Source organism: Shimia abyssi (assembly GCF_003014475.1).
GTDB classification, from domain to species: domain Bacteria; phylum Pseudomonadota; class Alphaproteobacteria; order Rhodobacterales; family Rhodobacteraceae; genus Shimia; species Shimia abyssi.
Genome location: NZ_PYGJ01000009.1, coordinates 20019 through 44268 on the forward strand (window position 1 = coordinate 20019; position 24250 = coordinate 44268).

General features: G+C 57.2%; 22 protein-coding genes. 12 read left to right on the top strand and 10 right to left on the bottom strand.

All coding sequences use genetic code 11. The annotated features are described in order from the left end of the window. Positions 1-106: 106 nt before the first annotated feature. Both leuB and CLV88_RS13880 read right to left on the bottom strand, forming a co-directional pair. A complete protein-coding gene (gene leuB, locus CLV88_RS13875) occupies positions 107-1210 on the bottom strand; it encodes a 3-isopropylmalate dehydrogenase (RefSeq protein WP_106609016.1) in 1104 nt (367 codons plus the stop codon). A 61-nt stretch (positions 1211-1271) separates the two neighbouring features. Further along, the gene (locus CLV88_RS13880) at positions 1272-2168 is read right to left on the bottom strand and encodes a LysR family transcriptional regulator (RefSeq protein ID WP_106609017.1); all 897 of its coding nucleotides are present in this window, start codon (positions 2166-2168) and stop codon (positions 1272-1274) included. Positions 2169-2262: 94 nt separating this feature from the next. Between CLV88_RS13880 and CLV88_RS13885 the strand changes: the two genes are divergently transcribed. Beyond that, the gene (locus CLV88_RS13885) at positions 2263-3180 is read left to right on the top strand and encodes a Rossmann-fold NAD(P)-binding domain-containing protein (RefSeq protein ID WP_106609018.1); all 918 of its coding nucleotides are present in this window, start codon (positions 2263-2265) and stop codon (positions 3178-3180) included. Here CLV88_RS13885 and CLV88_RS13890 read toward each other — a convergent pair. From CLV88_RS13890 to leuC, 5 genes are all read right to left on the bottom strand, one after another. Beyond that, positions 3121-4050 carry an endonuclease/exonuclease/phosphatase family protein gene (locus CLV88_RS13890; protein ID WP_243403670.1) on the bottom strand — a complete coding sequence of 310 codons (930 nt, stop codon included), beginning with the start codon at positions 4048-4050 and terminating at the stop codon, positions 3121-3123. The two genes, CLV88_RS13885 and CLV88_RS13890, sit on opposite strands and share 60 nt — an antisense overlap. Before the next feature lie 101 nt (positions 4051-4151). Further along, positions 4152-4985 carry a hypothetical protein gene (locus CLV88_RS23370; protein WP_133169969.1) on the bottom strand — a complete coding sequence of 278 codons (834 nt, stop codon included), beginning with the start codon at positions 4983-4985 and terminating at the stop codon, positions 4152-4154. 388 nt (positions 4986-5373) lie between these two features. After that, positions 5374-6201: a glycosyltransferase family 32 protein gene (locus CLV88_RS13900; RefSeq protein WP_106609020.1), complete on the bottom strand. Its 828-nt coding sequence runs from the start codon at positions 6199-6201 to the stop codon at positions 5374-5376. A 212-nt stretch (positions 6202-6413) separates the two neighbouring features. Further along, positions 6414-7019: a 3-isopropylmalate dehydratase small subunit gene (gene leuD, locus CLV88_RS13905; protein WP_106609021.1), complete on the bottom strand. Its 606-nt coding sequence runs from the start codon at positions 7017-7019 to the stop codon at positions 6414-6416. 84 nt (positions 7020-7103) lie between these two features. After that, positions 7104-8510 (bottom strand): 3-isopropylmalate dehydratase large subunit, encoded by a 1407-nt coding sequence (leuC, locus tag CLV88_RS13910; RefSeq protein WP_106609022.1) that lies wholly within the window; start codon positions 8508-8510, stop codon positions 7104-7106. 252 nt (positions 8511-8762) lie between these two features. On the opposite strand from leuC, the gene CLV88_RS13915 reads away from it, so the two are divergent. The 3 genes from CLV88_RS13915 to rlmH all read left to right on the top strand — a co-directional run bounded on the left by CLV88_RS13915 (position 8763) and on the right by rlmH (position 11395). Further along, positions 8763-10226 carry a mechanosensitive ion channel family protein gene (locus CLV88_RS13915; RefSeq protein WP_106609023.1) on the top strand — a complete coding sequence of 488 codons (1464 nt, stop codon included), beginning with the start codon at positions 8763-8765 and terminating at the stop codon, positions 10224-10226. A 265-nt stretch (positions 10227-10491) separates the two neighbouring features. Continuing rightward, positions 10492-10875, top strand: a complete 384-nt coding sequence (gene rsfS, locus CLV88_RS13920) for a ribosome silencing factor (RefSeq protein ID WP_207797067.1) — start codon at positions 10492-10494, stop codon at positions 10873-10875. A 43-nt stretch (positions 10876-10918) separates the two neighbouring features. After that, the gene (rlmH, locus tag CLV88_RS13925) at positions 10919-11395 is read left to right on the top strand and encodes a 23S rRNA (pseudouridine(1915)-N(3))-methyltransferase RlmH (protein ID WP_106609024.1); all 477 of its coding nucleotides are present in this window, start codon (positions 10919-10921) and stop codon (positions 11393-11395) included. A 140-nt stretch (positions 11396-11535) separates the two neighbouring features. Here rlmH and CLV88_RS13930 read toward each other — a convergent pair whose 3' ends face one another. After that, entirely contained in the window at positions 11536-12252 is a 717-nt protein-coding gene (locus tag CLV88_RS13930) for a DUF599 domain-containing protein (RefSeq protein ID WP_106609025.1), read from the bottom strand. A gap of 83 nt (positions 12253-12335) precedes the next feature. On the opposite strand from CLV88_RS13930, the gene CLV88_RS13935 reads away from it, so the two are divergent. The 7 genes from CLV88_RS13935 (at position 12336) to CLV88_RS13965 (ending at position 19944) form a co-directional block, all read left to right on the top strand. Then, entirely contained in the window at positions 12336-13775 is a 1440-nt protein-coding gene (locus tag CLV88_RS13935) for an FAD-linked oxidase C-terminal domain-containing protein (protein ID WP_106609134.1), read from the top strand. A 63-nt stretch (positions 13776-13838) separates the two neighbouring features. Further along, positions 13839-14975 carry an FAD-binding protein gene (locus tag CLV88_RS13940; protein WP_106609026.1) on the top strand — a complete coding sequence of 379 codons (1137 nt, stop codon included), beginning with the start codon at positions 13839-13841 and terminating at the stop codon, positions 14973-14975. Positions 14976-14979: 4 nt separating this feature from the next. After that, entirely contained in the window at positions 14980-16302 is a 1323-nt protein-coding gene (glcF, locus tag CLV88_RS13945; protein ID WP_106609027.1) for a glycolate oxidase subunit GlcF, read from the top strand. An 83-nt stretch (positions 16303-16385) separates the two neighbouring features. Next, the gene (locus CLV88_RS13950; protein ID WP_106609028.1) at positions 16386-17156 is read left to right on the top strand and encodes a trypsin-like serine peptidase; all 771 of its coding nucleotides are present in this window, start codon (positions 16386-16388) and stop codon (positions 17154-17156) included. Then, positions 17153-17980, top strand: a complete 828-nt coding sequence (locus CLV88_RS13955; RefSeq protein ID WP_106609029.1) for a trypsin-like serine peptidase — start codon at positions 17153-17155, stop codon at positions 17978-17980. The genes CLV88_RS13950 and CLV88_RS13955 overlap by 4 nt, the downstream gene beginning before the upstream one ends. Positions 17981-18115: 135 nt before the next feature. Continuing rightward, a complete protein-coding gene (locus CLV88_RS13960; protein WP_106609030.1) occupies positions 18116-18589 on the top strand; it encodes an Hsp20 family protein in 474 nt (157 codons plus the stop codon). Positions 18590-18741: 152 nt separating this feature from the next. Continuing rightward, positions 18742-19944, top strand: coding sequence for an MFS transporter (locus CLV88_RS13965; RefSeq protein WP_106609031.1), 1203 nt, complete (start codon positions 18742-18744; stop codon positions 19942-19944). 58 nt (positions 19945-20002) lie between these two features. Here the strand turns inward: CLV88_RS13965 and CLV88_RS13970 are convergent, their stop codons facing one another. Then, complete coding sequence (locus CLV88_RS13970; protein ID WP_106609032.1) at positions 20003-22183, bottom strand: esterase-like activity of phytase family protein; 2181 nt, start codon at positions 22181-22183, stop codon at positions 20003-20005. 161 nt (positions 22184-22344) lie between these two features. Here CLV88_RS13970 and CLV88_RS13975 point away from each other — a divergent pair, with 161 nt between their 5' ends. After that, complete coding sequence (locus CLV88_RS13975; protein WP_106609033.1) at positions 22345-22752, top strand: globin domain-containing protein; 408 nt, start codon at positions 22345-22347, stop codon at positions 22750-22752. On the opposite strand, the gene CLV88_RS13980 is transcribed toward CLV88_RS13975, so the two are convergent. After that, entirely contained in the window at positions 22749-24227 is a 1479-nt protein-coding gene (locus tag CLV88_RS13980; RefSeq protein WP_106609034.1) for an NAD-dependent succinate-semialdehyde dehydrogenase, read from the bottom strand. The two genes, CLV88_RS13975 and CLV88_RS13980, sit on opposite strands and share 4 nt — an antisense overlap. Between the last annotated feature and the right edge of the window lie 23 nt (positions 24228-24250).

A 24250-nucleotide genomic window follows, 5' to 3' on the forward strand; every position in this document is an offset into this window, starting at 1 on the left:
GATATGTTAGCGGTAGCTTCTATGGAGCGCAGAGCGGCGCGGAAATCAACAAAAAAGGCGCGGTTGCCCGCGCCTTTTTGCAATTTTTGGGGGCTGTGCCCGCATATTACAGGCTGGCATCCAGCGCCGCCAAAACCGCATCACCCATTTCCTGGGTCGAAACCGGCGCGTCGCCATCTGCCTGCATCAGATCGGCTGTGCGCACACCATCGGCGAGCACCTTTTCCACGGCGGCTTCAAGGCGGTCAGCCTCTTCACCTACACTAAACGAATACCGTAGTGCCATTGCGAGGCTCAGAATGCAGGCGCTGGGGTTGGCCTTGCCCTGACCAGCAATGTCAGGTGCCGAACCGTGTACCGGTTCATACATCGCTTTGGGGCGGCCATTCTCCATCGGCGCGCCAAGGCTGGCCGACGGCAACATGCCAAGGCTGCCAGTCAGCATCGCCGCGCAATCCGACAGAATATCGCCAAACAGGTTATCGGTGTAGATCACGTCAAACTGTTTTGGCGCACGCACCAGCTGCATCGCGCCGTTATCGGCATACATATGCGAAAGCTCGACCTCTGGGTAATCCTTGGCCACCTCGGTTACGACTTCGCGCCAAAGGATACCCGATTCCATCACGTTGGCTTTTTCCATCGAGCACAGTTTCTTGTTGCGCTTCATGGCCAGCTCAAACGATGCCCGCGCACCGCGTTCAATCTCGCTTTCGGTGTAACGCTGGGTGTTGATACCGACACGCTCGTTACCTTCCTCAAAAATGCCACGCGGCTCGCCAAAATACACACCCGAGGTCAACTCGCGCACGATCATGATATCAAGGCCACCCACAATGTCAGTCTTGAGCGACGAGAAATCCGCCAGCGCATCAAAGCACTGTGCCGGACGCAGATTGGCGTAAAGGTCCATCTCTTTGCGCAAACGCAGCAATCCGCGCTCTGGCTTTACCGAAAAGTCCAGATCGTCATACGCAGGGCCACCCACAGCACCCAGCAGAACCGCGTCCACTTCTTGTGCTTTGGCCATGGTCTCGTCCGTCAGAGGCACGCCATGCGCGTCATAGGCCGCGCCGCCCACCAGATCCTCGGTCACGTCAAAATTCAGGCCACGGTTTTCGCCGTACCAGTCAATAATGCGGCGCACCTGCGCCATGACTTCGGGGCCAATGCCGTCACCGGCAAGAATGAGAAGCGAGGGGTTGCTCATGAGCGCAGTCCGTTCTTGATAAAATTTGTCCGCCTTGCCCTAACGGGCGTTGCCGGAAAGATCAAGAAACGAAGGCCCGCAACCCCGTTTCAAGCAGGCTCCAAATGCGCGAAATACGCGGGGTGTGGCGCAAAGTTTCATGCGCCGTCAGCCAGACCGGCAAAACCGGGAGCGGAAAATCCAACGCCACTTCTTCGATTCCCGGCGTCGCCCGCGCGATTTCGGCCTGGCAAAACCCAAGCCCACAACCCGCGCGCACCAGTTCCCAATAGGCGCTCTGGTTGTCACAGCGCACCGCAAACCAGTCACGGCTGGCAGGGATCCCCATGCCGCGCATTTCGCGAATGATATCGTCGTTGGCGTCATACCCAATTATATCGTGGTGGCGCAGCTCCTCGGCTGTGGCTGGCTTGCCTCGCCGCGACAAGTACTCGCGCGTGGCAAACATGCCCAACCGAATATCGCCCAGATGTTTGGTGATCATGTCCAGCTGTGTCGGGCGGTACATGCGCACGGCAATGTCGGCCTCACGGAACAACAGGTTTTCAGACGCGTCCGACGGGATCAGGTCAATTTGTATATCCGGCTCCGCTGCGCGCATCTGGGCGATGATGCCGGGCATAGCGTGATGGGCCATGAACACGCTGGTCGCGATGCGCACGTCCCCTTGCAGCCGGGTTTGTGCCCCTGCCGCCGTGATTGCCAACGCCTGCATGGCCTGCGCCATAGCTTGTGCGTGCGGCAACAGCTCTTTACCTTGAGGCGAGAGTTCAAACCCGCGCGCATGACGCAGGAACAGCTCCGCCCCGAGCTGAGCTTCAAGTGCGCGGATATGGCGCCCAAGTGTCGGCTGAGACATCCCCAGCTTGTGCGCACCCGTCGACAGAGTGCCCGCTTGCGCCACCGCCAGAAAGGACTGGATCAGCGACCAGTCGAGTGTGTTCAGAGCAGTATCCATTCAATAATGAATACCATACTTTCACTTTTAGTGAATAGTATCACGAAAATGAATGGCTATGCTTAAAGGACACCCACAAGAAGGAGCCTCGCTCATGTCCCAAACTGTCCTGATCCTTGGTGCCACGGGCCGCCTTGGCCGCCATGCTGCGGCTGCGTTTTCGTCGGCAGGCTGGCACGTGCGCGTGTTTAATCGTCACACCGACACACTTGAGACGGCTGTTTATGACGTCGATGTCATCGTGAACGCGTGGAACCCAGCCTATCCCGATTGGGTCGCACAAATGCCGCGTCTGCACTCCGCCGTTATCCGCGCCGCGCGGCTGGTAAATGCTACGGTAATCGTACCCGGCAATGTCTATGTTTATGGCTCTGAAGCCCCCGCGCCGTGGTCTGCTGACACGCCACATCTGGCAACCAACCCGCTTGGCCGCAACCGCCAAAGCATGGAGCGCGCCTATCGGGACAGCGGCGTGCGCACCATCCTATTGCGTGGCGGCGATTTCATCGACACTCAGGAGTCGGGCAATTGGTTTGACAAGATCATGACCGCAAAACTCAACCGTGGCCGCCTGGTCTATCCCGGTGCGACCGACATCCCACATGCCTGGGCCTATCTACCCGACATGGCGCGCGCCGCAGTCGCGCTTGCGGAGATGCGCGACAAACTGTCAGACTTCGAGGATATCCCCTTTCCCGGCTACACCCTGACAGGTGTAGAAATCGCAAAACACCTCTCTGACATCACCGGTCAAAACGTGGGTTTGTCACCGTTCAACTGGCGAGCCATCCGTCTTGCCGTGCCGTTCTGGAAACTGGCACGGCATCTGCTGGAGATGCGCTATCTCTGGAATAAACCGCACAGCCTTGACGCCGCACGCTTTGATACGCTTCTACCGGATTTCGAACCGACACCTGTTGCACAGGCTTTGGCCAGCGCAATCGGCCATGCTTCACAGGTCCAGATCAACCCAGACCAGCCTGTGTCTGCTCGCGTCGGTGCCTTTATGTGAAAGGGTTGCATGCTCCTCTGTCCCTTTGCGTGGCCAGAATACGCCAGCGTCAAATACCGCCAGATCCGCCGAGGGCAGCACATAATCGACACGCAAGTTGCCGGGGATCGGGTCAGTCCAGTCGACAGTTGGCCCCATCCCCGCGTGCGGATCTTGCAGGCGCCGGTCGCTCAGCAGGGCGCGGATCGCCTCTTGCCGCCCTTCACCACGATCAGGGTCAAGGTTTGCATTGCCCAGCACAACAAACGCCCCTTCAGGTGCTTTGCCAATCTCGCCCGCCATCATCATCGACACCAGCCGCAACTCATCCGCATTGCGCAAACCATTTCGATCTTCGGGGCCGTCAAACACCGGTGGTCCGGCGGCAAAGGTTAGCAAGTTCAGCATTTTCCCATCGGGCCCGGTCACAGGAACGCTCCAGTGACCGACGGATGACAACCGCTGCGCCTCCAGCGCCATGGCGCTTGGAAAGGGGCGATTGTCCACCTCTGGCAAGGTCGCGCCGGGCAGATCACGCCACAACAGCGCACTGAAATCCTGTACCCCCTCTGTCGCAATAGGCCAGCGAGAGAACAACACCATCGCGCCATCTCCATAAAACCGCCCGTACCCCTGTGCATCACGCGGGCCATAGGTGCGCCCGTCGCCATCCAAATCTATCCCACTGGCCGCACCTGCATTCGTAGGCAGGGCAAAGGCATGCGGGTAAAATATTCCATGTTCAGACATCAGGTCGCGCAGCGCCATTGCGCCGTGCAAATTGTGATCGTAATCAACGCCTTGCAGCATCAAGATGTCTGGGGCCACGTGGGCTACCACTTGCGCCACTGCAATTGCCTGAGGATCGCGACGCAGGATGTCGCGCGCCATCACACCCGGCCCCTTGCGCGACAACTCCACATCAAAACTGGCCACACGCACGCGCTCCGCCCAAACGGGCAGCGCCAGACAGGCCAGCACAAAAACGGAGATCAGGCGGTGCGCAAGGCCCGCGCGGCCGCATAGGCGCGCCGCCGATTGTCGCGGATCATCTCTGCTACACGGGTCATTGCCATCCCGCGCATGATCAGGCTCGCCGGAATAAAGGCCCATGCACTTATCGTCCAGATCAACGTCATCGGGTCATCCAGATAGATTGGATCAACCAGATCCGACATCATCTGCACGATCGCCGGGATCAAGAATGGCATGAGAAACCCTAACGCAATGTTAAGGCGTCCGTCGCGTTGTAGTCGCGGCAGGACGTCCCCGCCGGCAGTCGGGTCAAACAAGGGCAGATTCACCCAGACATTAAACGCACCATTGCGCGCCGGCCAACCGAGGATACGCACCTGAAAATAGAAGATAGCCAGCGCCATTAGCGATATCAGATACGATAACCCAGATGATGTGCGCACGGCCTCTATCAATTGCGGCGACGCATTATCAGGCAGCATGATCACCATCAGGCGTACCGGCGAATATGGAAAATCAATCGCATCGCCCACCACAATACCCAGCGTGTGCAAAAACGATGTAAAGGCGTTGGGCGTGTATTGCCCTCGTGCGATGACCGACAAACAGAAAACTGCCAAAAAGATCGCCAGAAATCGCAGCCGATTAAACGGCGGCGCATAGCGAAACTCAACAATCGATGGATAGGCCGAGAAGTACTCGATAAAAACGAGCCCGGCTGAGAACAGCGCGAACAAAAGAACAATCTCGACGGCGTCCGGGCTGACGTTTGGCAGCACTAATGCTGGCGTTGCAAACAACAACGCTACCAATATTGCCCGCGTCAAAGCGCTTATGATTCGTCCTAACACTGCCCGTTCCCTCTTCAAACTGGACGTCGCGATACGTGCCGCGATCTTTTTCCAACTTGATCCCGCGCTTTGTGGCGGGGTGCCTCATTCTCGCCTTAATCCTGCCGCCTTTCACGCGCGCGCTCAAGACTTTGTTTGGTTCAGGGTTAAGAAGCGCAACCACAGCCGCTGAACTGGTGCCGGAAAGCATCATTTGCGCCGTGGAATTATGTATTGAGACCAATAGTCTACAAGATGTAGTGGCTAAACTGCGCGTCTATACCATGCGATCAATATGTTAACCGCACGTACAGTGCGTGCAAATTACGGTGCAAATCACCGCCCCATTTCCGCCACATTCTGACCCAAGCGGCGAGACCACATCCAGAACCGGCACAAATCCGCTTGACTACTGGATAAGGCGTTTCTCTTGCTTCAACCCGCTCATGTCGAATCCGATTTCGTCTGCAAACCGCGCGATAAAGCTGTCTTTCTCAGGCCGATGCAGCGTGTGATACCGTCGCACCATCGAGGCATAAAGATGTATGGCCAGCGTATTTTCAGTGATCCAGCGATCATCCTGACTTGCACAGCTAAAGAAGACATCCGCGTATATACCGCGAATGGGGTAAAACACGTCTGGCGCGCGCACATGCTCGACTTCGCCGGTCTTGTTCAACGCATAGTCAAGCGCACGCGGCCCCAATGACGGCCGTTGTAGGCGAAACGCCCGCAGCAACCGCTTGCCGGGTGGCTCTGCGGCGACCTCGGCCTTGACCTTCTTACCCAACCACGGTGGCACACATTCCGGGTCTTCAAACAGGTCCAGCAGATAGTTCAACGTCTCTGATGTTTTTGGAAGCCGCAGCACCGCGCCATTGATCGTGCCCGGAGGTTCAAACCCGACATGATAGTCATCGTTCGGTAGCGGGCGATAACACAGCATATCTGTGTCGATCCACATCATGTCTGTCTGCTTAAGCAGATAGAGGCGGAACAGGTCCGACAACATCGATGGTGGTGCCTTGGTGTGGCCCGCCTTGACCGGATCCCAGACTTCCTGCACTGGGCAGGTGCGCACGCCCGACGGAACTTCTGGAGCCTTGGCTTCGGTATGAAACAACGTCACCTCGTGACCGCGCTGCACAAAGCTGGCCAACGACAATTCGTGCAGCCAGTCAAGCCGCTCGCCGATCCACAGGCTGGCAACCGCTGGAAGAGTAGGGCTCTGTGGCATGAGGTCTCCTGAAAATAACCTGTGAAAAAGGCGCGGATCGTGTGTTTGAAGAAACCCTGCCGCCTTTGCAGGCCGTGCTCAAGCCATTGTTCCGGCTTGGCCCGTTCTGACCGTCGCTCAGAGATTCAACCGATGCACGAATGCATCAATCTTGGGGGCAGAAAAAGGGCCGCTCCAATCGGAACGGCCTGTTTTGTCTGCTGAGCAGAGGCTCAGGCCCAGGGGCGCGCCGCTGATGCTTGTGCCTCGAACGTGTCGATGGCGTCGGCCTTTTCCATGGTCAGACCAATGTCATCCAAACCATTGAGCAGGCAGTGCTTTTTGAACGCATCCACCTCGAACGGGATCACATCGCCGTCAGACGTGGTGATTTCCTGTGCTTCCAGATCGACCGTCATGCGCGCATTGGCGCCCTTTTCGGCGTCTTTCATCAACAGATCCACCTGCTCTTGCGGCAGAACAACCGGCAAGATGCCGTTCTTGAAGCAGTTGTTAAAGAAGATGTCCGCGAACGAGGTTGACACAACGCATTTGATCCCAAAATCGGCAATTGCCCAAGGCGCGTGTTCGCGGCTTGACCCGCAGCCAAAGTTGTCTCCCGCAACAAGGATCTCTGCGTCGCGATATTGCGGCTTGTTCAGCACAAAATCAGGGATCTCGGTGCCGTCGCGGTTGAACCGCATTTCGTCAAATAGGTTCGCACCAAACCCGGTACGCTTGATCGACTTCAGGAACACCTTGGGGATGATCATGTCCGTGTCGATATTCACCAGCGGCATAGGGGCCGCGATGCCTTGCAGTTTTTCAAACTTTTCCATCGTATTTCCTTTCGGGGGGCAGCTCCTTCAGCCCTTGCGGCCTTCCCTCGCGAGGACGGCCGTTAGGGCGGAGGAGCGCATGCCTCACATCAACTCGCGAATATCCGTCAGCTTGCCAGTCAGCGCCGCCGCTGCTGCCATCGCCGGGGACACAAGGTGCGTCCGGCCCTTATAACCCTGACGCCCCTCAAAGTTCCGGTTCGACGTTGCCGCGCAACGTTCCCCTTCCGAGAGCTGATCCGGGTTCATCGCCAGACACATGGAACACCCGGCAAGCCGCCATTCAAAGCCGGCCTCGCGGAAGATATCCGCCAGACCCTCTTCTTCGGCCTGTGCCCGAACAAGACCCGATCCCGGAACGATCATGGCGCGCATACCGTCTTTGATCTTCTTGCCTTTGACCACTTCGGCCACGGCGCGGAAATCTTCGATGCGACCGTTGGTGCAGGATCCAATAAACACGGTATCGATCTCGATATCGGTCAGTTTCTGACCAGGTGTCAGACCCATATAGTCCAGCGAGCGACGTGCCGCCTCAACCTTACCACCTTCAAAATCTTCAGGGCTTGGAACAACACCAGTGATCGGCAGAACATCCTCGGGCGAGGTGCCCCACGTCACAACCGGTTGAATGTCTTCACCCTTCAGCGTGACAACCTTGTCGAAATGCGCGCCTTCGTCGGTAAAGAGCGTTTTCCAGTATTCCACAGCCTGCTCCCAAGCACCGCCTTTGGGGGCGTGGGCACGGCCCTTGCAATAGGCATAGGTGGTCTCGTCCGGTGCAATCAGACCGGCGCGCGCGCCGCCTTCGATGGCCATGTTACAGACGGTCATGCGGCCTTCCATGCTCAGATCGCGGATCGCTTCGCCGCAATACTCGATCACATAGCCGGTGCCACCCGCTGTGCCGGTCTCGCCAATCACGGCCAGCGTGATGTCCTTGGCGGTTACACCGGGCTTCAACTTGCCGGTGATCTCGACCTTCATGTTCTTGGACTTTTTCTGGATCAGCGTCTGTGTTGCCAGAACATGTTCCACCTCGGACGTCCCAATCCCATGCGCCAGCGCGCCAAACGCACCGTGAGTCGCGGTGTGGCTGTCACCGCACACAACGGTCATGCCGGGCAGGGTCCAGCCCTGCTCGGGGCCGACAATGTGCACGATGCCCTGACGGACGTCGTTCATCGGATAATAGTGGATACCGAATTCCTTGGCATTGGTGTCCAGCGCGGCGACCTGAATACGGCTGTCTTCAGTCATCTGGGTCACATCTTCGCGGCCCATTGTGGTGGGCACGTTGTGATCTGGTACAGCGATGGTCTTTTCCGGTGCGCGCACCGAACGGCCGTTCATACGCAGGCCTTCAAACGCCTGTGGGCTGGTCACTTCGTGTACCAGATGGCGGTCGATATAAAGCAAACAGGTGCCGTCGTCGGCTTCGTGCGCGACATGGGCATCCCAGATCTTGTCATAAAGGGTCTTGGGGGACATCGGTCCTCTCCGTTTCATGTGTTTTGGCTGTTAGGGCTTGAAAAACGGGCGCACGAAATGCGCCGCGCGCTCATAGAGCGGCGATGACAGATTTGGACTGACCAAAGAAGCGCCAAGGCAAAAAAGCGCGGTCATCGATATCATAGATGCGTTTCATGGCCCCGCCATACACCGCCCAAGAGATTCCTTCAAGCAACTCTCGCAATCGCTTAATCGTTGCCGCATCGCACCTTCCCGTGCATCATGCACGTAATGGAAGACGAAACCACTTCGACCGAGACCGCCTCAGGCAGTGAAACAACAACCGCCGACGCGCAAGCGACCGAGCTTGACCGCATCGCCGGTGCCGAGGCTCAGGTCGATGATACCGGCCCGGAAACCGAAACAACCGAGATTGCTCTGTCGATCTGGGATCAGGTCCAAGATTTCCTCGAAGGGTTGCTGCGCCCCTGGAACGCCTATCAGGTCGCCATTGCTCTTATTCTCATCGCGCTCAGCTACGCCATCGCCCGGTTTATCCAGCCGCGGATGCGCGAATGGCTGCGTGGGCGCGAAGGCTGGCCGAAATGGCGCTATCGCTATGCCATGATGCTGCACCGGCGTATGCCGCTGGTGGTGTTCGTGGTGGTGACATGGATCACCGTCCTGATCATGCGCGAAATCACCTGGCCTAGCCGCTCCTATCTGCTGGCGGCGCTGGCAAACCTTGGCACCGCTTGGCTGGTGGTGGTGCTGGTCGTGCGATTGGTTCAGAATTCGGCCCTGCGCGCCTTCCTGCGCCTTGGGGCTTGGATATGGGTCACGCTAATCATCACCGGCCTGTCCCAAGAAGCCACACAGCTGATGGATTCTATCGCTATCGAATTTGGCGAAACCCGCCTGACGCTCTGGATGGTGGTTCAGGCGATCCTGATGCTGGGCCTGACCTTTGCCATTGTGCGGTTCCTGTCACGTCAAACCGCGTGGCGCATCAAAAGCAACGAAGACATCTCTCCATCAATGCAGGTGCTTTTTGTCAAATTCCTGCAAGTTCTTCTCTATGGCACGGCCTTTTTTGTTGGTCTGCGGATCATCGGGTTTGATCTGCGCGGGTTTGCGTTCCTGTCCGGCGCAATTGGGGTCGGCATTGGTTTTGGCTTGCAAAAAGTGGTGTCAAACCTCGTCTCTGGTGTGATCATCCTGCTCGACAAATCCATCAAACCGGGTGACGTGATCTCGTTGGGCGAGACATTCGGCTGGATCAACTCTCTTTCGGCCCGGTATGTCAGCGTGGTCACACGCGATGGGCGCGAATACCTAATCCCGAACGAAGACCTGATCACGGGGCAGGTGGTTAACTGGTCTCATTCCGACACGTATGTGCGGCTCGATATCTATTTTGGCACTGCCTATAACGACGATCCCCATACCGTGCGCCGGATCGCGATCGAGGCCGCCAAAAGCGTGGATCGCGTACTGACATTTCCCAAAACGCCTGTGTGTCACATTGTCGGTTTTGGCGACAGCAGCGTCGACTATATCCTGCGGTTCTGGATCGAGGACCCGACCGGCGGGCTGACCAATATTCGCGGCAATGTCTATCTGGCGCTTTGGGACGCCTTTAATGAGAATGACATCTCGCTTCCCTTCCCGCAGCGCGAAGTACGGATGCTGGGGGATGAAGAGTCACAAGCGGGGCTAACGGCGGAACGGGGGACGCCGAACCCAGCTGACTAACTGTCGTTTATCTTGCATCGTACCCCGCCCTGTCTTTTGCCCGAACATTTGCAAAAACGGCGTCCGCTGCCCACCGCTGGCCTTGCCTATCCGGAAAACTCCGCTCAAAACCCCCGCAAACCCATCACATTTGGCAACAATACGCGTATTTGGGGTTGCCTTTCGTTGAGATGTCATATCTGCGGTGCTATCTTGAAACTATGCCCGGCACCGGGGCCTGACGGTGCGTTGCAAGGAGGGCAGAATTCTGTCTCTGAATACAGACGTGGCTAACGCCACCGACACGCGTCCGATCGTCAGCTCGGACACATCCGATACGACAAGCGAAGCGTTGCTCGCCCGTATCCTGACCTCTCTCGATGAAGACAAGGCCGAAGACGTCGTGCAGATTGACCTGCGCGGAAAAACGGCCATTGGCGATTACATGGTTATCTGCTCGGGCCGTTCGTCCCGTCAGGTGAATGCGATTTCGGAAAAGCTGGCGGACCGCCTGAAATCCGAATTCGGTCGTCTCAGCAAGGTCGAAGGCAAAGAATCCGGCGATTGGGTTCTGATCGATACTGGCGATGTGATTGTGCATGTCTTCCGTCCCGAAGTGCGCGAGTTTTATCAGCTCGAAAAAATGTGGATGCCTGCGGGCACTGCCTGAACGCCCGGTGCTGCGGGGCACCCCGCAGCGGGAGAAATGAGAAATGGCACTCAAGGTGCATATCTGCGCCGTTGGTCGGCTGCGGCCCGGCCCCGAGCGTGACCTGCTTGACGATTATCTCACACGGTTTGACCGAACCGGCCGGGCGCTGGGCCTTGGCCCAGTTGCCGTGCACGAGGTCGAGGATCGCAAGGGCGGCGGCATGAGTGCCGAGGCGCCCTTGTTACAAGGTGTCATTCCCAAAGGCGCGGTCATCTGTGCGTTGGATGAACGCGGCAAGCTGATGAGCTCGCCCGACTTTGCCAATATGCTGGGGCGCTGGCGCGATGATGGGCGCGGGGATCTTGCTTTTGTCATTGGCGGGGCGGATGGCATTGATCCTGCTTTGCGGGCTCAGGCAGATGCCAAGCTCAGTTTTGGTAAAATGGTTTGGCCACATATGCTAGCGCGGGTGATGCTCTCTGAGCAGCTTTACCGCGCGGCATCGATTCTCGCGGGTGCGCCGTATCACCGTGTTTGAAAATGGTGTCTGATGGGTTTCACTGGCGCGCGATGGTCTAACCTGCGCCTCTGTGCTCTGCCTGCGAACACCACACCGACGCGATACCGACAAAATACCGACGTTACTCCGATTTGCTGATTCTGCCGTTTTGCGCCCCGTTAAGAAACGACGCCGTCCGCCCGCTGTTCCCGCAAAAGCGCATTGCGCGATTGCGAAGCAAACTCGCGCCGCCACAGCACAAAAACCGTGATGATCGTACCAACCAAAAGCGCAGGCGCGCCAAAGTGCCATGTCGCCGCGGCCAGCCCGAAATACACAGATCGCATCGCCCGGTTATAACTGCGTGCGGCTGTGATGTTGATTTCAGCGGCAGTGTCGCACCGGGCTAAGGCTTTGGGATCATTGGTATCATTGGGCACAGCAGACATGACAACTGAACAATACCCAAACAGCCGGTGCGCCCAGACAAACTTGAGAAACGCATTGGCGACAAAGATCAACATCACCACGATTTTGATCTCAACAACGATCGCCGGCGCGCTGACAAGGGTCAGATCGCTGGCGACCCCGGCAAACTGTTCCGCGTTCCCAATCAACGCCAATCCACCACCAATCGCGATCATCGTCGCTGACGCAAAAAAAGCAGTGCCTTGTCGAAGGTTACCAAGGATCTGAGCGTCAAAAACCCTTGGATTGCGATCCAGAAAATTGCGCATCCACTCCCGCCGATAGTGCACCATCAGCCGCGATACCGAAGGACGCCCCTTTAGCGGGTTTTCAATAATATGGCCTATAATGATCCACGCAAAAAAAAGGCAGAAAAAAGCTGCCAGATCCAGCGTAGAGAATAGGGAGAAGCGTTCAATCCAGGTCATGGCTGACCCTACCGCGGCACAATCAGACTTGCCAGATGCGAAAATTGGTTATAAAAAGTGACCAATTCAAGCGAGGTACCAAAATGGACATGCCAGAACCCAACAGCGCGATCCTCTCCCGCAAAGCGGAAATCGTTGCGCGGTTGCGTCGTGTTTTGCCCCCAAGTGCCGTGATCGACGACCCGGTTGAGACACGCGCCTATGAGTGTGACGCGCTGACAGCCTATCGCTGTCCACCGCTTGCGGCGGTGCTGCCTTCCACCACCGAAGAGGTATCGGCAGTCCTTCGCGTGTGCCATGAAGAGCGTGTTCCAGTGGTCCCGCGTGGCGCGGGCACATCGCTCGCTGGTGGCTCGATGCCCACGGCAGATGCGGTCATTCTTGGGGTGGCGCGCATGAATGACGTGTTGGAAACAGACTATGACAACCGGATCATCCGGGTGCAAACCGGGCGCACCAACCTGAGCGTTTCAGGTGCAGTGGAAGAGAATGATTTCTTCTATGCCCCGGACCCATCCAGCCAGTTGGCATGTGCCATCGCGGGCAACATCGCAATGAATTCGGGCGGCGCGCATTGCCTGAAATACGGTGTGACCACAAACAACCTGATGGGGGTTACGATGGTCATGATGGACGGCGAAGTGGTCGAGATCGGCGGCGCGCATCTTGATGCGGGCGGGCTTGATCTCTTGGGGCTAATCTGCGGGTCCGAAGGTCAACTGGGTGTGGTGACCGAGGCCACATTGCGCATCCTGCGCAAGCCTGAAGGCGCGCGGCCTGTGCTGATGGGATTTGATGATAATGAGGTCGCTGGCCAATGTGTCAGCGACATTATCAAATCCGGCATCCTGCCCGTTGCGATTGAATTTATGGATCGCCCCTGCATCCGCGCCACCGAAGCGTTCGCCGGTGCAGGCTATCCCGATTGCGAGGCGCTGTTGATTGTCGAGGTCGAGGGTAGTGACGCAGAAATTGACGCGCAATTACAGCGGATTACTGCAATTGCGCGCACTCACAATCCGGTAGAGCTGCGCGAAAGCGGCAGTGCCGAGGAGAGCGCCAAGATCTGGCTGGGCCGCAAATCCGCCTTTGGCGCGATGGGGCAGATTAACGACTATATGTGTCTGGACGGCACCATTCCGGTCAGCCAGTTGCCCTATGTGTTGCGACGTATTTCCGAGATGACCAAGGAGTTTGGTTTGGACGTCGGCAACGTGTTTCATGCAGGCGATGGCAACATGCATCCGCTGATCCTGTTTGATGCCAACAAGCCCGGCGACCTTGAGAAATGCGAGGCGTTTGGCGCAGAAATTCTGAAGCTCTGCGTTGAGGTAGGCGGATGCCTGACCGGGGAACATGGTGTGGGCATCGAAAAGCGCGACCTGATGACCACCCAGTATGACCCCGGTGATCTCGACATTCAGATGGCGGTCAAGGATGTGTTTGATCCACAGTGGCTTTTAAACCCGGCCAAGGTGTTTCCACTGGCCTCAAGCGAGGCGCGGCGGATCGCGGCAGAGTAGGGGCGTTGCCCCTCTTGGCCGTTGGCCAATTCACCCCAGGGTATTTTAGGAACATTGAGAAACATGACACCTGAAAACGAAGCGGCTTTGGCCGAATGCATCAAGAGCGCACAAGGGCCGCTGAAGGTCATGGGCGGGGGGACGCGCGACATTGGCGCGCAAGTTGAAGGCGAGGTTTTGTCGACCCGCGCGCTCAGCGGCGTGACGCTCTACGAACCGGGGGCGCTGACGCTGGTGGCCGGGGCGGGCACGCCCTTGGCCGAGATTGAAGCGGTGTTGGCGGCAGAAGGGCAAAGGCTGGCCTTTGAACCAATGGATCATCGTGGGGTGTTGGGCACCACGGGTGAGCCGACCATTGGCGGGGTTGTGGCGGCCAATGTGTCTGGTCCGCGTCGGATACAGGTGGGCGCCTGTCGGGACAGCGCGCTGGGCGTGCGGTTTGTCGATGGGCAGGGGCGCGTGCTCAAGAATGGCGGTCGGGTGATGAAGAATGTCACCGGCTATGATCTGGTCAAGTTGATGAGCGGCAGTTGGGGCACACTGGGAGTGCTGAGTGAAGTGTCGCTCAAGGTGCAGGCCATCCCAGAGACCGCTGCCTGCGTGTTGTTGAATGGTCTGTCCGATGCGGACGCCGTGAAAGCGATGAGCATGGCGCTTGGCTCGCCTTATGATCTGACGGGCGCTGCACATGCGCCCTCAGGCGTGGATGGTCATCCGGTGACCATGCTGCGGATTGAAGGGCTGGAGGAGTCGGTCAGCTATCGCGCTGACAAGTTGGTCGAATTGCTGGCTCCACTTGGAGCGGAAATTCTGGTTGAGCGCGATGCTGATCGGTTGAAGGCGGGATGGGCCTGGGTGCGTGATGCGGCGTTGTTGCATGAAGTCGAAGGAGCCATTTGGCGCATTTCGGTAAAGCCCAGCGATGCGCCCGCGCTGGTTGCGCAATTGCGCGAAACGTCACCCGAAGTGACCGTTCTCTATGATTGGGGCGGCGGGTTGGTGTGGATTGCAACGCCAATTATGCGCGACCTGCGCGCGATGCCGTTTAAAGGGCACGCGACGTTAATACGTGGGTCGGGCACGATGAAAGGCACTGTGCCAGTTTTCCACCCGGAACCCGCACCGTTGGCCAAGATCACGCAAGGCCTGCGCGCCAAGTTCGATCCGCGCAGTATCCTCAACCCCGGCTTGATGGGATAAGGCAATGCAGACAAATTTCACCGAAACACAATTGCAGGACCCGGGCACCGAGCGGGCCAATGAAATCCTGCGCGCTTGTGTGCATTGCGGGTTTTGCACTGCGACCTGCCCGACCTATCAGGTGCTGGGGGATGAGCTGGACAGCCCACGGGGCCGCATCTATCAGATCAAGGATATGCTGGAGAATGAGCGCGTGCCGGACCCCAAAACGGTCATGCACATTGATCGCTGCCTGTCTTGTCTGGCTTGCATGACAACCTGTCCGTCGGGTGTTCATTACATGCATCTGGTGGATCACGCGCGCGAATATATCGAAGGGAATTACAAGCGCCCCTTTATGGACCGCGTGCTGCGTTGGACACTGGCGCGCATTCTGCCGCATCCGACACGGTTTCGCTTGGCATTGTTAGGGGCCAAGATTGGGCGGCCCTTTGCATTTCTGATGCCCGATGCGCGGCTGAGGGCGATGCTGGATATGGCGCCGAAATACATCCCACCAGTCAGCCGCAATGACGATCCCCAGAGCTTTGCCCCAGCAGAACCACGTAAAATGCGGGTGGCGTTGATGACCGGGTGCGCGCAAAAGGCGCTCAATACCGATATCAATGATGCCACGATCCGCCTGTTGACACGGCTCGGCTGCGAAGTGGTGGTGGCTGAGGGGGCAGGCTGCTGTGGCGCGCTGACCCATCACATGGGCAAGACCAAAGAGAGCCATGGCACAGCAGCCAAGAATATCCGGGCGTGGTGCAAGGAGATGGACGGCGCCGGGCTGGATGCGATTGTAATCAATACCAGCGGCTGTGGCACGACCATCAAGGATTATGGTTTCATGTTCCGCAATGAACCTTTGGCAGCAGACGCCAAACGCGTCAGTGATATCGCGATGGACGTGTCCGAGGTGTTGATGAAACTGGACCTGCCCCAAGGCGATAACAAGGAGACCGTTGTTGCTTATCACGCGGCCTGTTCGCTGCAGCATGGCCAGCAGATCAAGACCTATCCCAAAGACTTGTTGAAACGAGCCGGCTATACCGTTGTCGAACCCGCAGACAGCCATCTTTGCTGTGGATCTGCCGGGACCTACAACCTGATGCAGCCCGAGATTTCCGGCCAGCTCAAGGCGCGCAAGGTGCGTACGCTTGAGGCAAAGAACCCGGATATTATCGCAGCGGGCAACATTGGGTGCATGATGCAGATTGGCGGCGGGACCGAGGTGCCAATTGTGCACACGGTTGAGCTGTTGGATTGGGCCACAGGTGGGCCTCAGCCCCCCGCGTTGACCGCCGAGGGCAAGAAGGCGCCGGAAATACCAATACTGCGATAAGGCCGGTTTGGGGTCACAAGGGTGCCTCAATTCCGCCCAGCCCCGGCGCTAGACATCTACGAAAGACTCGTGGAGAATAGGCCGTGGCCCGCATTCTGACCCTGTTTCTGACCCTCATCCTTGCCAGCACTGCCTGGAGCCAGGACACATCGTTGCGCCGGCTGGAGACAGGCGAAGACAGCAAGGGCTGGGGCGCCGTGGGGCGGTTGGAAATTGGCGGGCGCGGGTTCTGCACTGGGGCGTTGATTGCGCCCGACTTGGTTCTGACGGCGGCGCATTGCCTCTTTCATCGCAAGAGCGGCGCGCGCATCGATGTGGACAAAATCGAATTTCGCGCAGGTTGGCGCAATGGCCGGGCCGAAGCCTATGGCACCGTGCGCAAAGCGGCGGTACACCCGGATTATCGTTTTGGCGGCGCAACCGGAACCGAGCGTGTGGTCAATGACCTGGCCGTTCTAAAGCTGCATCATCCAATACGTAAATCTGGAATTCGCCCCTTTGAAACGGCGGGTCGTTTGCGCAAAGGCAGCAAAATTGGCGTTGTTTCTTATGCAATAGGGCGCGAACAGGCTCCTTCATTGCAACAGGCGTGTCGCGTGATGGGGCGACAGCAGGGCGTTTATGTCATGTCCTGCAACGTGGATTTTGGCAGCAGCGGCGCACCGGTTTTTTCCTTTGACGGCGACGACGTACGGATCGCATCGGTAGTGTCCGCCAAGGCGGACGTCAGAGGGCAAAAAGTGTCTTTGGGCACAGGACTAGGCTCGGCACTTGACGACGTGCTCGATGCCCTGTCGCGCGACACCGTGGCAGTAAACAGGTCTGTTGGCGGGGCAAAATTCGTAAAGCCATGATGTTGAAACGCCTCGCAATTTGCCTATTGCTGGGCGCGATCCCTGACACCTCAACCGCCGCAGGAAGTGACCTTACAGCCTTGCGCAGCAGGGGCGAATTGTTAGGCTGGGAAGCAGTCGGCCGTGTTTCCTTAGGCAACGGGTTTTGCACCGGTGTCTTGATCACTCGCGATCTGGTGCTGACAGCCGCGCATTGTGTTTTTGATCGCCAGACCGGAGCAAGGATTGCGACTCAGAATATCCGCTTTCAGGCGGGTTACGTGGCAGGGCATTCTTTGGCGGACCGCAGGATTGACCGGGTTGTGGTCGACCCTGCCTACAGGCCGCGTGAAACGGGCAATATCGGAACCGATATGGTGCCAAACGACGTGGCCTTACTGCGGCTTGAGAGTTTCATTTCCTCCAGCGAAGCCGACCCCTTTGCCGTCTACGCTGACCCCGAGCCGGGCGAAAAGGTAACCGTCCTCAGTTATGGTCGGGGCCGCAGTGAGCACCCGTCATGGCAACGAAGCTGTTCGGTTTTGTGGCGGCAGGGCGGGTTGATGTCGTTTGATTGTGACGTGACATTTGGCTCCTCCGGCGCGCCGGTTTTGGTGCGCTATGGCAACCGGGTGCGCATTCTGTCGCTCATTTCCGCAACGGCCTGGACAAAGGACGGTGAAAAGGTTGCGCTGGGTATGGAATTACCCGCCAAGGTGGCCGAGCTGAAGCGGCTCATGCGTAACGGTGCGTTGCCAAACGTCCAGAGCGGCGCAGGCGCCAAACGGATTAAGGTTGGATCACGCACCACATCAGGTGGCGCGAAATTTGTGACGGTCGATTGAATTATTGCCCCTTGAAAACACAATTCTGCATTCTCACATAGCCATCATCGAAACGCCAAATTTGGGTTTCGGTTCACCGCTTGTCCACGTTGGAAGGCATCACTTTTTGGTATCGCTCATGATGGAGGATAACCCATGCGCACGTTTGATCTTGCACCCCTTTACCGTTCATCCGTTGGCTTTGATCAGCTGGCAAACATGATGGACCGCGTTCTGTCCAACGAAGTTGGTCAATCCAGCTACCCCCCCTACAACATCGAAAAAACCGCTGACGATGCGTACCGCATCTCAATCGCAGTTGCCGGCTTCGCATCCGAGGATCTTGGCATCGAAGTCAAGGAAAACGCTCTTGTCGTGACCGCACGCAAGGCGGATGACGCAGACACAAAAGCATATCTGCATCGCGGCATCGCAACCCGTGCCTTTGAGCGTCGTTTCCATCTGGCAGACCACGTCCGTGTGACCGGCGCAAGCCACGTTGACGGTATGCTGCATATCGAGCTGGAACGCGAAATTCCCGAGGCACTAAAACCGCGCCGGATCGAAATTTCACGCGGTGATAAGGCGCATATCGAAAAAGATGTCGTTGACGCTAAGGCGGTCAACTGACTTAAATTCGCTTTCGAACATTGTATCATGCGCCGAATGGGTTTCGGCGCATGATGCGTTTTTAGCATGCTTGAAGTTGTTCGGGCCACCTTGTGGTGGCTACGCCATTAAGGCAGTGTCTGCCGACCTTCCCAAACAAGGCAACTTGACCCGTGAACTTGGCCGCCCTGTCCTCCGCCAACTTTCGAAATTATGTCTCCGGCAGCATGTTTGCCTTGCTGGCAATATGGATGCAGCGCGTCACCATGGGCTGGATCGCGTGGGATATGACCGGCACGTCCAGCTTTGTCGGGTTGGTGGCCTTTGTCCAGTTTGCACCCGCTATCGTGCTGTCTCCGCTCTTTGGGGTTTGGGTGGATCGTTTGGACGTGCGGCGGGTTACGCTGGTTATTCAGTTCGTCAACTTGCTGGTCGCGCTGGCGTTTGTGCTGTTTTACGTGTTGGGATGGTTGACACCCTTAACCATGGTCGCGCTCACACTGGCCTCTGGCGTTGCGTTGGCGGCCAATCACCCAACGCGGATGTCGCTGTCTGTTCGGCTTGTCCCAAAAGAGATGGTGAGCTCCGTTGTTACCATTGTCGCCATTAACTTTAACGTCGCGCGCACCCTTGGCCCCGCGCTGGGTGGGTTGATTATCGCACGCTGGGGCGTGGCTGCGGCGCTGATCACTCAGGCGGCCTTGCTATTGCCCTTCATCGTGCAGCTGTTTCGCCTCAAGGTACGTCCTCGGCGCAGCGATCCGGCTGAGGATGAATCCTTTCTCGCCGCCCTGCACAGCGGTTTTTCCTATGTCTGGCAAAACGTTGTCACATGGCGCGCCATGGTCATCGGTGGTGTGGTCGCATTGGTTGGTCGCGGTGTTCTGGAAATTCTGCCACCGCTTGCGGACGGCGTGTTTCAACGAGGTCCGGAGGGGCTTGGTGTCCTGATGACGGCAACCGGAATCGGCGCGGTTTTTGGTGGTTTCTTCAAGGCGATGTTGCCGCCCCAGGCGCCCGGACGCATTCCCCGCGTAACGCTCATCGCCATCTTGCTGGGTCTTTTGCTGGTTTCGGCGTTGGGTGCTGCACCAAACTGGACAGCTGCATTGCTTGTCGCGGCGGCGATTGCGTTTGTCACGACCCTGTCGGCAATCTCGATGCAGACAGCCATTCAAATGGAGCTTGAAGACGACATGCGCGGGCGTGTCATGAGCCTGTGGGCTGTCGTCGTTGCGGGTGGTGGCGCAATTGGCGCGTGGGCGCTTGGCATATCGGCGGACCTTGTCGGCTACCAAGAGGCGCTCATTGTCGTTGGCTTCGGCTCGACACTTCTGCTGGGCGGTTATCTGGCGATGACATCCAGAAATCGCTAGGTTCAGGGCCCTAAGCCCCGGCGCGAACGCCGAGGCCAATTGTTGTTCAAAACCGTGATCAGTTGATCGCGTTCATGTTGCCAATCGAAAAGAACATGGTCTCGCCCGAGTGGTCATCGACACCGTCATTGTCGGTCGACACAAACGCGGTTCCATCTTCCATGACGGCAAAGCCTTCGACCTTGTCCAGAACGTATCCGCCGGTGGATTTCAGGTCTGGCAGCAAGTCGCGCACCAGTGTTTTTGACACGACCGGTAGAGGGCCACCCAGCGGCGCGGGCACCATGTCTGCGGCAGGAATGCGATAGACCTTTTTGGTTACGGCGCGATGGTCGTGCTGGTTGTCACGCTCGACGATATAGATGAATTCGCCATGCGCGGTGATTTCCGACAGACCAACCCAGCCAGTGGCTGGCGCGGCCTTGGGATAGTGCACGGCGCCCCATTCCCCGGTCTCTAGGTTATAGGCGACAAGCTTGACGTGATTGGCAGGATCGTCTTTCCACTCACGCTGCACGGCCATCCAAAGCGTATTGTCAACCTTGGTGATCCCTTCGAATCCAAAGCGTTTCTCAACAGCCGCCAATTCCGGTGGAATTCCGATTTCACCTTGGAGGTTCTTGATCTTCCCCTCGGCGCTGACATGGTAAATCGCGTGCGGGATCAGGCGTTCTGTGCGCCCTTCTGAGGCGACATAGAACCCGCCCTGACCGTCCAGTGTGATCCCTTCGAGATCCAGCTTTTGCGCCGGGCCGCTGGTGCGCTCAACACGGATCACATCGACAATGCGTGCCGGAGTCTGGGTTGTGTCGATCTTAAAGATCGAAGGCTGGAAGCCGTAGAAGCTGTCGTTCACCGCCCAGACAATGCCATCCTTGTCGCCAACCATGCCAGAGATTGCGCCCCAGCCAATCAACTCATCAGCGCCTTCGGATGTTAGGTGCGGATAAGCGGCCGCAGCGTTTTGATGCTCAAACAGCATGACATGCGCCCGCGCTCCACCGTCTTCGATCAGGTCCTTTTCATTGGCCGAAACCAACAGATTGCGCTGTGGAATGGCGACATAACCCTCTGGTCCAACGCCCGAGGGCAGCAGCTGTTTCAGGACCGGCGCGGTCGGGTCAGTCACGTCATAAACCCCCACAACCGATGCGCGTTCCGCACCAACGAATACGAAAGGTGTGCCATTGAATTCGGCAAAGGTTACGCTCTCAGGTTCAACCCCTTTGCTGTCCGAACGTTTGTCAGGATAGTGGCCGATCTGGACGATGGCGTGTTCAAAGCTGACCCCGCTTTCGTACACGACGGTTCCGTCCTTGTGAAAGATGGTCCAGCCACGGCTGCCGCCATTATAGTCGCCTTCGTTGGCTGTGGCGAAATGATCGTCATCGATCCACGCCACGGCATCCGGCTCGCGCAGGCGGTCTTTTTGGCTTTCCGTAAAGAGCAGCGCGCCGCGTTCGTCGGTTGCGTCAATGCCCTCCAGATCAACAGCGCCTGCCGAAAAATGGTTGATCACGTCGCCGTCCTTGGAGACAACAACCATGTGGTTGTTTTCCTGCAAGGTGATCACAGTTTCACCTAGCGCGTTGATCGAGACATATTCGGGTTCAGGATCGGTTGGCGCTACTTCGGCCAGACCATCAAGATTAACTAGCTTCAAGCTGGCGCAATCAAGGCCACCTTCGACAGTGTTGATCATGGCAAGATGCCCAGCGGGCAATTGCGGGATCAAACCGTCATTCAGGTCTTCGTCACGCTCGTTTTCGATGGCAACCGAGATAAAAGCGCCGTCTTTGGATCTCGCGATGGAATCCGGCTGACCCCCCAGATCGCATTCGGCTGTCGTTTCGCCAGTTGCTGTGTCGATAGCAACCAGCTTGCCCGAAGGCAGGGTATAGCTTTCCGAGGTGTTCACGCCAACATAAGCCGTGGTTCCGATAACCGCGACCGAGGTCGGCTCGCCGAACATGTCGATATTGCCAAGCGGTTTGGGATTTGCGGGATCAGCGATGTCGATCATCCCAATCGCGCCCAGAGGGCTGTCTGTATAAACCAAAGTCATACCGTCCGCCGTGACGTCGATAATCTCGGGCGAGGTTTCGCGGTTCGTATCTTCTCCGGCAGCCATATTGGACACAACCGGGAACGAGGCGATGCGGTTAAAATTCATCTCGGCGGCGGCATGCGAAGCAAGCAGCGCCAGCGCAGAGGTCAGGCAAATCATGCGTGTTGGCATAAGAGGCTCCTTTGTTTGAGTCACTCAAATGTCATGGTGTTTCTGGTTGAATGAATTGCGACAGTTTTGGGTAGTTTTTGTAACAGACCAAGCAGGGTGTCGCTAAGTGGTTGTTAAGGCGTACGCGGTATAGATGAAGTCGATACGGTTCAGGGTTAACGATGGTTCCAGTAAACGACCGGCTCTCTCAAGAGAGCTTTCAGCAGGCATTCGCACAAAAAGCGCGCATTGCGGCGCGGTTCTATGAACGTTTGTTTGAACAAACTCCAGAGCTGCAATCTCTGTTTCATAACGACCAGCGTCATCAGCAAGAGATGTTTGCCAGCCTGTTGGTGACGGTCATGCGCACATTCGACAAACCAGATGCGCTCATCGCGATGGCGCAAAGGCTGTCGCGGGCGCACAAAGGATACGGAGTAACGCCCGAGCAGTACGCAAAGGCCGAAGGCGCTTTGATCGGCGCGTTGCGAGATGTATTGCAGGAGAAGTTCACACCAACTGTCGAGGAAGCATGGCGACGCGCCATACAGGTGTTGATAACCTGCATGGCTGATCGCGGCGCTGACTAGACAGACATACAGATGTATTTCATTTCCAGAAACTCATCGATACCATGATGACTGCCCTCGCGGCCAAGACCCGATTGCTTTACGCCACCAAATGGCGCGAGTTCGGTTGATATTATTCCAGTGTTCACACCAACAATGCCGTATTCCAATGCTTCGGACACCTTGTATACCCGGCTCAGATCCTTGGCATAGAAATAGGAGGCAAGGCCAAAGATCGTGTCATTGGCCAGCTCAATCACGTCATCTTCGTTTTCGAATTTGAACAGCGGGGCCAGTGGGCCAAATGTTTCATCTTTGGAAAACAACATGTCGGGTGTCGCGTCAGTGACGATTGTTGGCTCAAAGAATGTACCGCCTAGCTCAGAGGGGTTGCCGCCAAGAATAACCGAAGCACCTTTTGATTTGGCGTCCTCGATATGCTCCTGCACTTTTTCCACTGCCTTTTGCGTGATTAGCGGGCCAAACACTGTACCTTCCTCCAGCCCATCGCCAACTTTCATAGTTTCTACGCGTGCTTTCAGTTTGGCGGCGAATTCGTCGTAAACTCCGGCTTGTACATAAATACGGTTGGCGCAGACACAGGTTTGTCCGTTGTTGCGGAACTTGCACAGAATGGCACCTTCGACGGCTTCGTCGATATCGGCGTCGTCGAAGACGATAAACGGGGCATTTCCGCCCAACTCCATAGAGCATTTCTTGACGCTGTCGGCCGCCTGTCGCAGCAAAATGCGCCCAACATTGGTTGACCCCGTAAACGTCAGTTTACGGACAGCCGCGTTTTCACAAAACTCCTTGCCAACGTCGCTGTCACGGGTGGATGGCACAATGTTCAAAATCCCGGCGGGAATACCGGCCCGTTCAGCGAGGACACCAAGAACGAGCGCGCTGAGCGGCGTTTCGGTGGCAGGACGCGCGACAAATGCGCAACCCGCAGCTAGCGCCGGCCCTGCCTTTCGAGTGATCATAGCATTGGGGAAATTCCATGGCGTGATCGAAGCCGCAACACCTATGGGTTGTTTCAAAACGGTTATGCGTTTGTCGCGTTGATGCCCCGGAATGGTTTCCCCATAAATGCGTTTGGCCTCTTCTGAGTAGAACTCGATAAAGGACGCGCCATATGCAATCTCGCCCATGGATTCGGCAAGGGGTTTGCCCATTTCCGCCGTCAGGATGATGGCAAGGTCGTTCTGGTTTTCCATCATCAGTTCGAACCACTTGCGCAGCACCGTACCGCGTTCTTTGCCGGTCCACTTGGCCCAGTCCTTTTGCGCACTCTCTGCTTGCGCGATGGCACCAGCCACTTGCGCGCGAGAAATGTCGGCCACGTCGGCTACCACGTCGCCACGAGCGGGGTTGGTGACTGCAAAGGTCGCCGCTTTGTCACCTTCAACCCATTGCCCGCCAATGTAAGCACGCGTTTCCACCAGACTTGGGTCTTTAAGAAGGGATTTGAGATTAGTGAGTGTATCGAGCATTCTGACCTCCAGGAGTGCATTTC